Source organism: Brevibacterium sp. MGP-B1 (assembly GCF_057766545.1).
The window spans coordinates 2331794-2346282 of record NZ_CM173407.1; the positions used below are offsets into that span (position 1 = coordinate 2331794).

General features: G+C 64.9%; 10 protein-coding genes. 5 read left to right on the forward strand and 5 right to left on the reverse strand.

The window, feature by feature from the left end:
* Nucleotides 1-213: 213 nt before the first annotated feature.
* Entirely contained in the window at nucleotides 214-3909 is a 3696-nt protein-coding gene (locus AC3CD9_RS10580; protein ID WP_488363831.1) for a choice-of-anchor G family protein, read from the forward strand.
* Nucleotides 3910-4109: 200 nt separating this feature from the next.
* On the opposite strand, the gene AC3CD9_RS10585 is transcribed toward AC3CD9_RS10580, so the two are convergent.
* The gene (locus tag AC3CD9_RS10585; RefSeq protein WP_488363832.1) at nucleotides 4110-5639 is read right to left on the reverse strand and encodes a deoxyguanosinetriphosphate triphosphohydrolase family protein; all 1530 of its coding nucleotides are present in this window, start codon (nucleotides 5637-5639) and stop codon (nucleotides 4110-4112) included.
* A gap of 165 nt (nucleotides 5640-5804) precedes the next feature.
* Here AC3CD9_RS10585 and AC3CD9_RS10590 point away from each other — a divergent pair, with 165 nt between their 5' ends.
* Entirely contained in the window at nucleotides 5805-5993 is a 189-nt protein-coding gene (locus tag AC3CD9_RS10590) for a hypothetical protein (RefSeq protein ID WP_488363833.1), read from the forward strand.
* 136 nt (nucleotides 5994-6129) lie between these two features.
* Here the strand turns inward: AC3CD9_RS10590 and AC3CD9_RS10595 are convergent, their stop codons facing one another.
* Both AC3CD9_RS10595 and AC3CD9_RS10600 read right to left on the reverse strand, forming a co-directional pair.
* Entirely contained in the window at nucleotides 6130-7932 is a 1803-nt protein-coding gene (locus AC3CD9_RS10595; protein ID WP_488363834.1) for a thiamine pyrophosphate-requiring protein, read from the reverse strand.
* Nucleotides 7933-8145: 213 nt separating this feature from the next.
* The gene (locus AC3CD9_RS10600; protein ID WP_488363835.1) at nucleotides 8146-8835 is read right to left on the reverse strand and encodes a peptidyl-tRNA hydrolase; all 690 of its coding nucleotides are present in this window, start codon (nucleotides 8833-8835) and stop codon (nucleotides 8146-8148) included.
* A gap of 170 nt (nucleotides 8836-9005) precedes the next feature.
* On the opposite strand from AC3CD9_RS10600, the gene AC3CD9_RS10605 reads away from it, so the two are divergent.
* Nucleotides 9006-10079, forward strand: coding sequence for an alpha/beta hydrolase fold domain-containing protein (locus AC3CD9_RS10605; protein WP_488363836.1), 1074 nt, complete (start codon nucleotides 9006-9008; stop codon nucleotides 10077-10079).
* A gap of 29 nt (nucleotides 10080-10108) precedes the next feature.
* Entirely contained in the window at nucleotides 10109-10999 is an 891-nt protein-coding gene (locus AC3CD9_RS10610; protein ID WP_488363837.1) for an alpha/beta hydrolase fold domain-containing protein, read from the forward strand.
* A gap of 60 nt (nucleotides 11000-11059) precedes the next feature.
* On the opposite strand, the gene AC3CD9_RS10615 is transcribed toward AC3CD9_RS10610, so the two are convergent.
* The gene (locus tag AC3CD9_RS10615; RefSeq protein ID WP_488363838.1) at nucleotides 11060-11968 is read right to left on the reverse strand and encodes a YihY/virulence factor BrkB family protein; all 909 of its coding nucleotides are present in this window, start codon (nucleotides 11966-11968) and stop codon (nucleotides 11060-11062) included.
* Nucleotides 11969-11994: 26 nt separating this feature from the next.
* Entirely contained in the window at nucleotides 11995-13080 is a 1086-nt protein-coding gene (locus tag AC3CD9_RS10620) for an AI-2E family transporter (RefSeq protein ID WP_458310767.1), read from the reverse strand.
* A 141-nt stretch (nucleotides 13081-13221) separates the two neighbouring features.
* Here AC3CD9_RS10620 and AC3CD9_RS10625 point away from each other — a divergent pair, with 141 nt between their 5' ends.
* Entirely contained in the window at nucleotides 13222-14412 is a 1191-nt protein-coding gene (locus tag AC3CD9_RS10625; RefSeq protein WP_488363839.1) for a phosphatase PAP2 family protein, read from the forward strand.
* The last annotated feature ends 77 nt before the right edge of the window (nucleotides 14413-14489 follow it).

Sequence of the window (14489 nt, forward strand, 5' to 3'; positions counted from 1 at the left end):
GGTTGAGGCACGCACGATGCTGTCGTCGACAGATACCTGCAACGGCGTCGCAGAGCTACCTGAGCGTAACTATAACGACGAGGTAACTTTTCTTGTGATTCACTGATTACTTTTTCATTACTCCGTAATGTTGTGAGGGATCTGCCAGGAAACTGCCCGTTTCCGTCCAGGCCGTGCTTGGAAATGATCAGGATCCGAACGATGTGGAGAACCATGAGAATACTGAGAGGCCGGCCCGGAACCGGTCGTAAGATCGCGGTGGGGTCTGTCGCCGCGGCATCGGCGCTCGCGCTGACAGCAATGACCGTGTCCCCGGCGGCAGCCGCCGGCCGACCAGACAACGGACCCCAGCAAGACGCCGAAGCGTGGGGTCAGCTGATCCAGTCCGAGCTTTTCGGCGGACAGCTCGCCGACGCAGCCTCGGCATACAGCAGCTCACCGGACAGCACAGAGGCCAGCTCTACTCCTCTCGACGTCGAAGCTCTCAATGCGCTCAAGGTCAGCCTCGGTGACGGAGTCTCACTGCCGCTTGTCAGCGACGCTGACGGTGGCGGGCTGCTGCACCTCGGCAACGCCGGTGCACTCAATGCCTATGGGCACGCACCGAAGTACGACAACGCGAAGGCCAGTGCCGGCGCCGTGGGGTCTGACGGTGCCCTCAACCTCGACGACATCAACAATGGTGACTTCGGCAACGCCAATGTCGATCTGACCGCTGTCCTCAAACAGCTCGGCCTTGACGGTGTCACCGATCAAGTCGTGGACGATCTCAGTCTCGAGCTTGGCGCGATTGCTTCGACCGCGGACAGCAACGGCACTGACTACACTCCGGAATACGTCGTCGCTGATGGCGTTCTGACCGTTTCGAGCCCGGCTGTCGAAGGAATCTCCGGTGCGCTGACGGAGGTCGTCGACGGTGCAGGCGGCACTCTCGAAGAGGTTATCGGCGATGAGGGCCTGGTCAATTCCTTGGCGGGCATCGGCCTCGATCTCGACGTGCTGTTGGCTTCGGTGAAAGTCGGAGGATCTGACACCAAGGTGTCCGTCGAGGTCGGAGATGCCCTGAATGGCATCGTCGAAAACCTCATCAACAAGGAGCTCGAAGACAAGTCCGGCATCGTTTCCATCGATCTCGAGACCGGAAAGATCAAGATCGATCTTGCCAAGGTCGTCGAGGGAGGAAACGGCGAAGATCTCAACGGTCTGGACCCGAACACTCAGGTTCTGACTTCGGAGACGATCTCCAAGATCACGACCGCAGTATCTGATGCGCTCGGCGCGCTGACCGAGAAGCTCACCAATACTGTCTCCGATGCGCTCAACGACGTCCACCTTGTCATTGACCTCCCAGCCTCGATTTCACTGCTTGGGCAGACAGCCGGAGGTAAAGTCACGGTCGACGCAACCCTTGGACAACTGGCGGGGACAGACAACACAAAGCCGACCGTCACGACTGACCTCAAGATCAGCGTCGGAGGAACCAATATAGATGTGGGTCGAGTTCTCAACGCAATCACCACTCCGGTGATCAATGCAGTTCTCGGCATTACCAAACCACTCATCGGCGGGATCCTCAGTACGACCTCGGACGAGCTCTCGAAGAGTATCACCGGAGTCATCGATCCGATTCTCACCTCGCTCGATCCGGTATTCGAGGCTCTCAACCAGGTCGTCGATCTCACGGTCAACGAGCAGTCGCCTGTGCCCTCGAAGCAGGAAGGTACAAGCGCTCAGTCTGCACTTGAGAACAGCTACGTCGACGGTGTCAACGGCGACGGTTTCACAGTCAACGCCGTGAGCCTGGAACTGCTTCCCGGCCCCGGTGCCATCGACATCAATCTGGCCTCGTCCTCGGTTCGTGCGACCGTGGATGCTCCGGAGGAGCCCGGTGACGATGATGTGAACGCAAACGCAGCGGCTTCGGCTGCCGCATCGGCAACCGCCGATGACGACGGCAACGAAGCTGCCCAGGCAGCTTCGCAGGCCGCGGCCAACGACGACGCCACGTCAACCGCTTCGGCCGCCGCCGACGAGGATGCACAAGCTGCGGCTGAGGCTGCGGCGACGGAAGACGCATCAACCACCGCTTCAACCGACGCGACGACAGACGAGAACGCGTCGTCGACAGCCGCGTCCGAGGCCGCAGCGAACGCCGACAACACCGATAACACGAATGCGGAATCCTCCGCCGCAGCGAACGCCGACCCGGCGGCAGCTGCGTCGGCGGCCTCGACGGCAGATTCGTCAGCCACCGCATCGGAGAACGCAGCGGCAGACGCCGACGCCGATCCATCGGCTGATGCCGATCCCAACGCGGATGCAGCTGATGAAGCAGATGCGAACGTGAATGCCGCGGCATCAGCTTCTGCTTCGGCGAACGCCGATGACGACGGCAACCCGGCAGCCGAGGCAGCCGCTCAGGCAGCAGCCGACAACGATGCCAACAACACGGCTTCGGCAGCAGCGAATGAGAACGCCGAGGCAGCCGCAGAGTCCGCCGCCAACGAAGAGGCCTCCTCGGAGACCTCGGCGGATGCGACATCAGATCCGAACGCCTCGGCGCAGCAGGCAGCCAACGCCGCCGCGAACGCCGACAACTCGGATTCGACCAACGCTGATACCTCGGCTGCGGCCGATGCCAACGCGGCGGCAGCAGCCAGCACCGCAGCGACGGCGGACTCCTCTTCGGAAGCTTCGGCCTCGGCTGCAGCAGATGCGGATGATTCCACGGTCGCAGATGCCAGCAATGAGACCACCGCGAACGCGAATGCTTCGGCCTCGGCCGCTGCATCCGCTCAGGCTGACGCTGACACGGACCCTGCTGCTCAGGCAGCAGCCGAAGCCGCGGCCGATGAAGATGCCAACAACACAGCATCTGCAGCGGCGGACGAGAACGCCGAGGCAGCTGCCGAATCGGCCGCCAACGAAGAGGCGACCTCAGAGACCTCAGCCGACGCGACGACCGAGACCAACGCTGCAGCCCAGGCCGCAGCAACGGCAACGGCCGACAGCAACGATGAGGACTCTGCGACCGCAGACACCACCGCGGAAGCCGATGCCAATGCAGCGGTAGCCGCTTCGGTGGCAGCGAACGCCGACTCCTCGACTGCAGCTTCGGCTGAAGCCGCTGCGGATGCCGACGGAGCTGATGACGGAGCCGCGGCCACCGCTTCGGATGATTCCGACGCGAACGCCAATGTGAACGCTGCCGCATCGGCCTCGGCTTCGGCCAATGCCGATGACAACAGCAATGCAGTCGCCGAGGCAGCCGCTCAGGCAGCAGCCGACAACGATGCCAACAACACGGCATCGGCAGCAGCGAATGAGAACGCCGAGGCAGCCGCAGAGTCCGCCGCCAACGAAGAGGCCTCCTCGGAGACCTCGGCGGATGCGACATCGGATCCGAACGCATCGGCGCAGCAGGCAGCCAACGCCGCCGCAAACGCCGATAACTCGGATGACAGCAATGCGGAGGCTTCGGCCGCGTCCAACGCCAACGCCGGTGCCGCCGCTTCGGCAGCGTCGACGGCGGACTCCTCCTCGGAGGCTTCTGCTTCGGCAGCGGCAGACGGCGCTGAGGCTGACGCAGCCGCTGAAGGCGCAGAGGCGAACGCCTCGGCCGACGGCGACGAGGCCAACGCTTCGTCGGCAGACGATGCGAATGAGGCTTCGGCTGATTCGGACCAGGCCGCATCGGCCAACGCAGGTTCGGCAGCCAACGCCGGATCCGGAGCGAACGCCTCGGCCGGTTCGAGCACGAACGCCTCGGGCAATGCTGGTGGCGACCTGCCGCGGACGGGTGCCGACGGCCTCCCGGCCATGGTCGGATTCGCCGCACTGCTCCTCGCCGGCGGCGCAGCAGCGGTGTGGGCAACCCGCCGTTACCGCGCCTCGGCCGGTAAGCACTGAGGGTGACCCAGCTCAGTCATTGAGCTGAAACCGCCAACGGCGGGGTCGGAGTGAGAACTCCGGCCCCGCCGTTTGCATGCCCGTCGTTTCCTAACCGCTGACAACGGGTCCTAACCGCCGACAACAGGCCGCGGCCTCGACCGCGGACAAGGGACCGCGGACAAGGGACCGCGGTGAGCCCCGACCCCGACGCACAAGACCTACAACCCGCGCCCGGCCTCCCACGGCTCTTCCGAGGCACCGGTGATCAGGGCGTTGACCGACATCGCCTGCGCATCGGTGAACGAAGCGATGTAGTCCACGACCGCCCGTGCTCGACCACGCCTTACGATCCCGGCCGCGCCTTCTTCCCCCAACGCAGCAGGGTTGCGCGCGTACAGATCCGAATACTCCTGCGTGGCCGCCTCGACGGAATCGACCAGACGCCTGGGAATCCGCGTCGCCTCATCCGGATCGAGCAGCCACTCATGGAATCCCTCGACCAGGGACGCGATGATCCGCGTCTGCCCACGCTGATACACGGCCAGGTCAGACCGTTCGAGCACGAACCGCGAATGCACGAATTTCAGCACCACGACATCGTGCCAAGCCTCCTGGCTCAGCCGCACGTGACCGCTGCGGATATGCGGGTCCGGGTCGACGACGATGGAGGCCTGCAACCGGTCGATCCACCGCCGGGTGAATCCGGTGACCGCCCGGTCGGCTTCCAGTCCCCCGTCGTAGGGAACGCCGAGAAGTCCCTCGACAAGGTCCCGGTTGACTCGCTCCACCGACTCTCGGAACGCCTCCTCCGAGGCAATCCACGGATCCTTCTCCCCGATGTGTCGCCGGATTGCTTCGAGGGCATGGCCAGGACGGCGCCGATCCAACTCCGCAGAGTCCAGGGCCGCCAACTCGCGATGATCGCGCAGCCACCGCCCGAGCTCAGCGGACACAGCCGTGTACTGCAGCACGTTCGACCGGTAGAAATCGTCCAGGTCGTGCACCGCATACGCAATATCGTCGGCGACGTCCATGACCGCGCACTCGAGCGTCTGCTGATACTGCCCGATCGCCGGGAACGCCGAGAGCACGCCCGCCATCTCCTCGACCTCGGTGGCGTAGGCGGAGAACTTCATCGCTCCCTCACTGACATCGTCGCCGACCCCGCGTGGCATCCGCGCCGCCGACGACGCCCGGTCGCCGGTCCATTCCCCGCGCTCCCACGGATATTTGAGCACCGCGGCCCGAATCGCGCGCGTGAGGTTGAGACCGCGCGCCGTGGCCTCGCAGCTGTCGAGGGCGGTGAGAATCCGAAACGTCTGCGCATTCCCCTCGAATCCGTCCTCGAGGCGCAGCACCTGCCGCGACACCCGATCGAGTTCCTTCTCGCCGAGGTGGCCGAACGGCGGGTGCCCCAGATCGTGGGCGGCCGCGGCCGCCTGGACGACAACCGGATCACACCCTCCGAGGCGGCTGACCGTTTCCCGGGTCGCATCGTCAGCGTTGTTCAACGTGATCGCGATCGACCGGGCCACCGCGGAGACCTTGAGCGAATGCGTCAGCCGGTTGTGGATGACAGTGCCGGATCCGGCCTGCGGAATGACCTGGGTGACCGAGGCCAGGCGGGAGAAGAACGGGGAGAACCGGATCCGTTCGATATCGACGCGGAACTCGTCCTCTCCGGGACGGGCCTCCTCGGCGACATTGCGATCGCGACCTCCGGTGGTGTGAAATCTCTGTCGTTCCATGAACTCAGACTACCGAGTCCGCACCCTGAAGACCCTCTATTGCTACCTGACGGCGGCCCAGCAACCTGGCGCGAGGTTGCTGGGCCGCCGTCAGGTAGCAATAGGAACCCTTGAGACTCAGATCACAGCATCGTATGGTGAAGATACCTATAGGAGGTGGTCACGATGACCGGAGTCAATGAGGATTTCTACCAGCCAGCGACCCAACCTGGTGACATCATCGAAGTCGAAGACGAAGAGACCGGTGAGATGGTCAAACACGTCATCTACCTCGATGAATTCGGCAACGGCACGAAGACGCGGCCGCTGACCGAAGAAGAGCTCGAAGACCTCGACGAGGCGCCCGAGACCTGAACCGGCGCCCACCCACCCAGATTAGCTGCCACCGCGGACACCGGATCACCGGTGTCCGCGGTCGTGGTTCAGGAGACCTGCTGCTCAGCCGCCCACGATGGGTTCGGCAGCGTACTCGCAGCGCGCAGAGAACTCCTCAGTCATCCGAGGTCAGGCCCATGCGTGCGAACAGCCGTGCGGCGGTGGCCCGTGAACTCTGCTTGACCACCTGCCCGAGCTCGGGGTCACCGGCCAGCAGCGACTCCGCGAGTCCTTTGGCCTGCGCGAAGGCGATGTGGGCCGGCAGCGGCGGCGTGTTGCGGTCGCAGCGGATATCGAGGACGACCGGCCGGTCGGCGGCGAATGCCTGATCGAAGGCCGCGTCGATCTTCTCCGGATCGTCGACGCGGATGCCTTTGAGCCCGAGCAGCTCCGCATATCCGGCGTAGTCCATCGACTCGACCAGCTGGGCCGTGTCCCACCTCGGGTCGCCGGCCTCCCGCATCTCCCAGGACACCTGGTTGAGGTCGCCGTTGTTGATGACGAGGACGACGAAGGTGGAGTTCGACCATTCCCGCCAGTGGCGTTTGACGGTGAGCAGACCGTTCATTCCCATCATCTGGAAGGCTCCGTCACCGATTGTGCACACCACCGGGCGATCGGGGTGCGCGAACTTGCCGGCCAGCGCATAGGGCATCGCGGCGAGCATTGACGCCATTCGGCCCGAGAGGTTGCCCATCTGGTTCGGTCCCAGGTCGATGTGGAAGCCGTACCAGTCGGCCGTGCTGCCGGCGTCGCAGGTGATGATCGCGTTCTCGGGCAGATGTTCGTTGAGGGAGACGAAGACCCGGCGGGGGTTGATCGGGTCGGCTTCGGTCATGGCGACCCGAGTGTTCTCCTTCATCCACGCCCGGTTCTCATCGGCGATCTTCTCCTGCCACCCGGTCTCGTGCTGGCTCAGATGCGACTGCAGCGCGGCCAGCGTGGTCTTCGCGTCGCCCCACAGGTTGACCTCGGTGGGATAGCGGATTCCCAGGTGACGCGGCGACAGGTCGATCTGCACGGCACGTGCCTGGCCGGTCGGCGGCATGAATTCGCCGTAGGGATAGTTCGTGCCGACCATCAGCAGGGTGTCGCATTTCTGCATCATGTCGTAGCTCGGCCGCGATCCCAGCAGACCCAGCTGCTGGGTGTGGAAGTCGACATCACCGGGCACCACCTGTTTGCCCAGCAGGGTGGTGATCACACCAGCACCGAGGCGCTTCGCCACGGCGATGACCTCATCGGTCGCTCCGATCGCGCCCTGTCCGACGAGCATGGCGACCTTCTCACCGCTGTTGAGGACTTCGGCCGCGCGGGCGAGCGCGTCGTCGTCGGGTCGCAGGCGGTCCTCGGCGTAGCCGATGCCGGTGCGGGAGACGAAATGCTCGACCGCCGGCTCTTCCATGTCCATCGTTTGGACGTCGGCGGGCAGGACGACGACGGCCGGACCGCGGTAGGCCTTGGCCATGCGGACGGCTTTGTCGACGACGAGCTGCGCGTGCATCGGCGCGGCCACTGTCTGCACGAACACCGCGGCGTCGGCGAAGAGTCGTTCGAGGTTGATCTCCTGTTGGAATTCGGAACCCAACGACACTCGCGCCTGCTGCCCGACGATGGCCACGACTGGGGCGTTGTCACCCTTGGCGTCGTAGAGGGCGTTCATGAGGTGGATGGCGCCGGGGCCCGAGGTCGAGACGCACACGCCCACCTCACCGGTGAATTTCGCGTGGGCGGTGGCCATGAACGCCGCCTCCTCCTCGTGGGTGGGGCGCACATAGGTGAAGTCCTTGCCCTCGTCCTGCGCTCGGCCCATGGCCCCGTCGAAGCCGCCGATGCCGTCGCCGGGGTATCCGTACCAGTGGTGCAGATCCCAGGCGATGAGCCGATCGATGATGAAGTCGCTGACGGAGGTCGCCATGTGCCTTCTCCTCACGAATACTCGCTTGTCGAATGTGCCCAGCCGACGTGCTGCGACGTGGCCCGGCCTGGCCCTCCAGGCTTGTCCTGGCACCGTCAGCTGTCAAGACTCCGAAGCCCCGGCGCCCGGGCCTCACCGACCATCACCGCGGCATGTCTCCCGGCGAACGGGAACAGCACAGAAGGGGGTGTCTTGTCCTCGCGAACAGCGGCCTCACCACGAGGCCCGCACCGTTTCCGTCGGCCCATCGACTTCGGTGAACCCGGCGTCGACGACGCTGATCTGCTGCTCGTTCGCCGCCCACGCGTCCTTCGTCGCAGTCTGCACGCGCAGGCTGAACCCCGACTCACGCCAACGGTCCCGCACATCGTCGGGCATCTGCTCGAACGCGAGCTGCGCGGCGTGTCCGCATTGCGCGGCGGCCTTCCCGGTCGTCAGCGTCAGCTCGGGTGAGAGTTCGATCGTCACGACCGCCTCGGCGGCGGGGATCGAGGATTCGCCCTCATCCGGGAACTCGGTGCCGCCGACCTGGAGCTTCTTCAGCTCCGGTGGCAGGGGTTCAACGGGGCCGGGTGCGAAGACGAACGCCTCGGCGGGAGCGAAATCGTCGGTGCCGCCGAGGGTCACGCTCACGCACCCGAGTGCCCGTGCGTCCTCGAGCTTCTTCCCGTCACCGCGGCGCACGACCTTGCGGATCGCTCCGTCGCGCCAGTATTCGACGGCCTCGTTCCAGTCCCCGTCCGGCTGTGAGCGCGGATCGTCGAGGAAGGTCACGACAGCACGAGAGGTGGCCTCGAGGACGTCGATGTGGCGAGCGATGGCGGTCTTGGACCGGCGCACGACGATCGGCAGTGACCATGGGATTTCGTGATCGGTTTCGTGTCGACGCATGTGTTCGGTCAAGGGTTCGCTCCTGCAGTGTCTTCGGCGGTGACGGGCTGGTGTCACAATCCCCTTGGCATAACAGCGTCGATCGGCGGATATTCCGGATCTTCGCAGGTGAGTCCTACCGTGGCCGCCGACGCTGGCCTCGCTAAGCTGGGAATCAATGCCGCCGACCAAGAATGAGGCTGATGATTCCCGGCGTGACCGTCGACCCCGCGCTCACCGAAGCGCTGCTGGCCACTATTCCTGCCGACATCGTGGCATCGATGTCGCCACAGATGCGCGAGGTCATGGCTGTCCAGGCCTCTCGGGCCGACGCGTGCCGCCGAGCCGGCGAGGATTTCGCCGCTGCCGCCGGTGACCTCTCCCCTGCCGCTCGATCCTTGGCCGCCAAACGCGCCGAATACCGGACCGAACGCACGCTGTGGAACGAAGGTGGCCCGACCATGGCCCGCACCGATGATCACCACATCCGCACCGCCGGGGTCGACGTTCCGATCCGCATCCATCGCCCCACCACCGAGGCGGCCCTGCCCGGGCTCGTGTTCCTCCACGGAGGCGGGTTCACCGTCGGCGACCTCGACACCCATGATCGGATCATGCGGGTGCTCGCCTCCACCGGTGGGTTCGCCGTCATCGGGGTCGACTATTCGCTCTCACCGGAAGCGAAGTTCCCACAGGCTCTACACGAGTGTGCCGGCGTCGTCGACCACCTCGCTCGTCACGGCCACGACTTCGACATCGACGGTTCTCAGATTGCCGTCGCTGGGGATTCGGCCGGCGCCGCCCTGACCATGGGCGTGGCACTGCTGCTGCGCGATGAGCCGGAGACGATCGACGCGACTCCGGCAGCGTTTGAATCTCTTCGCGCGCTCCTGCCCATCTACGGCAGTCACGGGTTGAGCGACTCCGCCAGCCGTCGGCTCTTCGGCGGGGATTGGGACGGCATGGGCGCCAACGACCTCAACAACTTCATGGACGACTACTTCCCCACCGCCAAGGACGAACAGTCACCGCTTGTCGCACACCTCACCGCTGACCTGTCCGGTCTGCCTCCGGTGTTCGTCGCGGTCGCCGGGCTCGACCCGCTGCGCGATGACAGCCGCGCGCTGGCCAGGACTTTGGAACGGGCGGGCAACGAAGTCGAGTTCGATGAGTACCCGCATGTGCTCCACTCGTTCCTCCACTTCGGCCGCGTCCTCTACGACGCCAACGATGTGCTGCGCCACGCCGCTGCATTCGCCGGCCACCAGCTGAGCTGAGACACCGACACCTGGACGAAAGCGAACCGATGGTCATTCCCGACGCACTCATTCCCGCCTACCTTCGGCTGACGCGAGCCAACGCCCCATTCAGCACCGTCGCGGGCGCACGTAAGGCGGTCGAAGAGCAGGCTCTGCGGCCTGCTTCCTACAACCCGCCCGCCAAGATCCGCCCGGATGTGACCGTCACCGTCGAGCGCCAGAACGGTGTACCCGTCTACACGATCACTCCCACAACGGGCGGGGCCACCGCGCAGCTCATCTACTTGCACGGAGGCGGCTGGGTGCACAAAATCACCTCGCATCATTGGACCCTGCTCTTCCAGTTGTCCGCAGAATCTCGCCTCGCAGTCACGGTGCCCATCTGGACGCTGTTGCCCTACGGTTCCGCGACGCAGGCCAATGAACTTGTGCTGCACCTGCACGACATGTTGACGCCGCTGCGGCAGGAGATCATCGTCGGCGGGGACTCTGCAGGCGGGCAGGTAGCTTTGTCTGCAGCCGTGTCTCTTCGCGACCGAGGGGTCGACGACCTCCGGACCCTTCTGATCTCCCCAGCGCTGGACCTCACACTGTCCAACCCGCGCATCCCTCAGGTGCTCCCCGATGACCCCTGGCTCGGAGTCGACGGTGTCCGCTGGTTGGCCGACCAGTGGCGAGGGGATCTCCCCCTTTCCGACCCTAGGGTCAGCCCCCTCAACGGTGACATGCACGGAATGGGACCTATGGTGTTGTGCTCGAGTACCCGTGACATCCTCAATCCCGACGCGCACCTTCTCCTGGATAAGGCTCGCGCCGCCGGAGCAGATGTCACCTTCCTCGAGCAGGTCGGTGCCGTCCACGTCTTCCCGCTGCTGCCGACCCCAGTCGGCAGATCAGCACGCACGCGTATCGTCAGAGAGCTGCGCGGCGGCAGCTGACGGCCAGGGGTCGCTGGCGGGAATGCCTCGTCCTGTAGCCCGTCGGGTAGTGGTCCCTCGTCATTCAGGCGCGACGCCCCCACGGCTGTCCCGATGCGCATAGCTGCCTCGCGTCGGCCGCCGGAACAGCACATCTGCGGCACCATCGGACTGCCGTTGCCGCTCGCGTTCGATCTCAGCGTCGAACTCGGCGCCGAGGAGCAGCGAGAGGTTGACCATCCACACCCAGGCGAGCCCGACGATCACTCCCCCGATCGACCCATAGGTGACGTTGTAGCTGCTGAAGTTGTTGATGTAGAGAACGAAGCAGGCCGACACGGTAAGCAGCACGAGCAGCGCGACGAACGCACCGAGGCTGACCCACCGGAACTTCGGCTGCGTGACGTTCGGGGTCACGTAGTAGAGCAGGGCGATGAGCAGCATGACGAAGAAGACGAAGACCGGCCATCTGACCACGTTCCAGATCAGCAGGGCGACCGCGCCCATTCCGATGAGCTCGCCGAGCGTTTCGGCGATGGGCCCGGACAGCACGAGCAGCAGCCCCAGAGCGGCCAGGACGATGAGCGTGACCACGGTCATCAGGAGCATGAGCGGTTTGAACTTCCAGTACGGCCGAGTCTCCTCGACCCGGTGGACAGCGTTCAGGGCACGGCCGAATGCGCCGATGTATTTCGACGACGACCAGATCGCCAGCAGCAGGCTGCCGATGAGGGTGGCTCCGGCCGAGGACGACTCGGTGAGTTCGACGATGAACGGGCGGATCGCCGTGGCCGCCTCGGCCGAGACTCCGTGGACCAGGGAGAGCACCGCCTTCGTGGTCGACTCGGCTTCCCCGACCACGCCGAGCAGCGACACCATGGCGAGGATCGCCGGGGCAGCGGAGAGCAGAGCGTAGAAACTCAGCCCGGCTGCTCTGTCGAGGCACTCGTCGTCGAGCAGACGCCGAAGAGCGCCCTTGACGATTCGCACTCGATTCAGCCGTGGCCCGGCCCGTCTCAACGCTGTCCCACTCTGTAGTCCTTGGCCGCGTGGATCATCGCATTGAGAGTCGCGATGACCGGCACGGAGAAGAAGGCCCCGGCGATGCCCGCCACCGCTGCTCCCGCTGTCACACCGAGGATCACCGCCAAGGGGTGGATCTTCACTGTGGGTCCTGTCAGCCACGGCTGCAGGACGTGGCTTTCGAGCTGCTGGACGACGATGACGATCCCGAGCATGATCAGGCCGTGCACCCAGCCGTTGAAGAGCAGTGCCAAGCCCACTGCGACCGCTCCGCCCACGATCGCTCCGACGAACGGCACGAAGGCACCGAGGAAGACCACCATGGCGATCGGCACCGCCAAGGGGACGCCGAGGATCAGCGCACCCACTCCGATTCCGATCGCATCGCTGGCCGCGACGACGAGCTGGATCCGAATGAAGTTCGTCAGCGTCTTCCAACCGGCCTCACCGGCCGCGGAGATCCGCGCATGCGCCTTCTTCGGCCAGATGTTGACGACCCAGGTCCAGATGCCGCGTCCGTCGATGAGCGCGAAGAGGGTGACGAACAGGATGATGATCACGCCTTCGATGACATGAGCCGCCGTCGTGCCCACCTCGGCGGCACCGGAGCCGAGACCGGCGGCGTTGTCCTGCAGCCACTTCCCCGAGGAATCGACGAGGTCGTTGAGTTTGGCTTCGGTGATTCCGAACGGCTGCGTGGCCAAGAGCTGCTTCGCCGCGTCCAGGGTCGTCGCCACCTGCTTCTGGATCTCAGGTATCTCACTTCTGATCTGAAAGGTGATGAGGAGGACGAGCCCGGCCAACAGGCCGAGGACGACCACCCAGACGGTGACCACCGCCAACCACTTCGGCCACCGATGCCGCTGCAGGAACGTCGACATGGGCACCAGGAGGGCAGAGAGGACGAGCCCGGCCAGGAAAGGAACGACGATCTGCGCGACCTGCAGTGCCACGAAGATCGCGACTGTGATTCCCGCGATGATCACCAGCAGGTATCCGGTGAAGCGGGCACCGAGTCTGAGTCCCTCGGGTATCGGGTCATCGCGATTCGGGGGCGCGTTCAATGGACCTTCTGTCATGAACCAACACTAATGCCGCGAGCCGCACAGTGGGTGAACCATTCTGTTCTGCCCCGCCGACGCGGGCGAGACGGGGTTCCGGTCAGCCGCCTCCGAGGGAAATCCGAAGATGTACTAAAAGTGAACTACTACGGTGTTCCGATGACCAGATTGCGACGTTGGCCCTACACCTTTGCCATGGCGCTGTCCCTCCTCGTCGGAGCGGCCGCCGTGTTCTCCTCCCTCTTCCTCGATCTCCCGTTGCGGGACCCCGACGGATTCCTCGGCCCCTCATACATCCGTCTGCCTCTGCTGGTTCTCGGATTCATCGGTGCCGGGCTGATCGTGGAAACGGTGAGGCGAAACGGGTGGCGAAATCTGCCGACGTCTGTCGTCGACATCGCCAAGAAAGAGTGGAACACCCACCGTCTGCTGTGCATCGGCGCCGGGCTGCTGAGTTTCTACGTCTGCTACGTCGCCTACCGCAATCTCAAGAGCGTGCTGCCGGTGTACCGCGAGGGCACCCTCTTCGATCAGCAGCTGTTCCGCCTCGACCATTGGCTCATGGGCGGAAACACTCCGGCCGTGCTCCTGCACGAACTCCTGGGCACCGGCATCGCGGCGAACCTCCTGTCGATCGCCTACCTCGCCTACCTGCCGCTCATTCCGATCAGCCTCGGCGCGGTCCTCGTACTCAATCGCAGACACGCCGTCGGCGCTTGGTATACGACGATGTTGAGTCTCAATTGGGTGCTCGGCACCGTCAGCTACTATCTCCTGCCGTCGGTCGGTCCGGTATTCAGCCACCCAGAGGTCTTCCGGGCGCTGCCCGAGACCGGAGTCAGCGAGCTCCAGGAGTCACTCATCGACACTCGCCTCGACTACCTGAGCAACCCGATCGGCAGTGACTCCATCCAGGGTGTCGCCGCGTTCGCATCGCTTCACGTCTCCGTCACTTTCGCCGCTGCTCTGTTCATGACGCTGACGAAACAGCATCGCGCCGTCCAGGTGTTCACCTGGATCTTCTTCGGTGTGACGGTCGTGGCCACCCTCTACTTCGGATGGCATTACATCCTCGACGACATCGCGGGCATCGGCATCGGCTGGGCTTCGGTGATGCTCGCCGCTCGGGTGACAGGACATCGCCGAACCCGTTCACGGCCGGTCGCGCCCGCCCTCGAACAGATGGATTCCGCACTCCACGTCGCCGATCCCGAGCCCGCCGCGAAGCCCGAACCTGTCGCCGAACCTGCATCAACCGCCGAGCCCGAACCTGCCCCTGCCCTCGGCGTCGCGCCGGACCCCGCTCCCGACCTGTCGCCTGAGACTGAGCGCCTCGAGCGTCCGGCTTAGACCGGTCGGAGCCAGGCTGCGCACCGGCGGATTCTGCTCCCAGCTCTGCCGGCGGTATACTTGAGGTACTTGCGAAC

What these genes read in the sequence shown, in the direction of transcription:
- AC3CD9_RS10620 (WP_458310767.1), bottom strand. Translation starts at nt 13,080, where the DNA reads ATGACAGAAGGTCCATTGAACGCGCCCCCGAATCGCGATGACCCGATA.
- AC3CD9_RS10590 (WP_488363833.1), top strand. Translation starts at nt 5,805, where the DNA reads ATGACCGGAGTCAATGAGGATTTCTACCAGCCAGCGACCCAACCTGGT.
- AC3CD9_RS10625 (WP_488363839.1), top strand. Translation starts at nt 13,222, where the DNA reads ATGACCAGATTGCGACGTTGGCCCTACACCTTTGCCATGGCGCTGTCC.
- AC3CD9_RS10605 (WP_488363836.1), top strand. Translation starts at nt 9,006, where the DNA reads ATGATTCCCGGCGTGACCGTCGACCCCGCGCTCACCGAAGCGCTGCTG.
- AC3CD9_RS10610 (WP_488363837.1), top strand. Translation starts at nt 10,109, where the DNA reads ATGGTCATTCCCGACGCACTCATTCCCGCCTACCTTCGGCTGACGCGA.
- AC3CD9_RS10595 (WP_488363834.1), bottom strand. Translation starts at nt 7,932, where the DNA reads ATGGCGACCTCCGTCAGCGACTTCATCATCGATCGGCTCATCGCCTGG.
- AC3CD9_RS10585 (WP_488363832.1), bottom strand. Translation starts at nt 5,639, where the DNA reads ATGGAACGACAGAGATTTCACACCACCGGAGGTCGCGATCGCAATGTC.
- AC3CD9_RS10580 (WP_488363831.1), top strand. Translation starts at nt 214, where the DNA reads ATGAGAATACTGAGAGGCCGGCCCGGAACCGGTCGTAAGATCGCGGTG.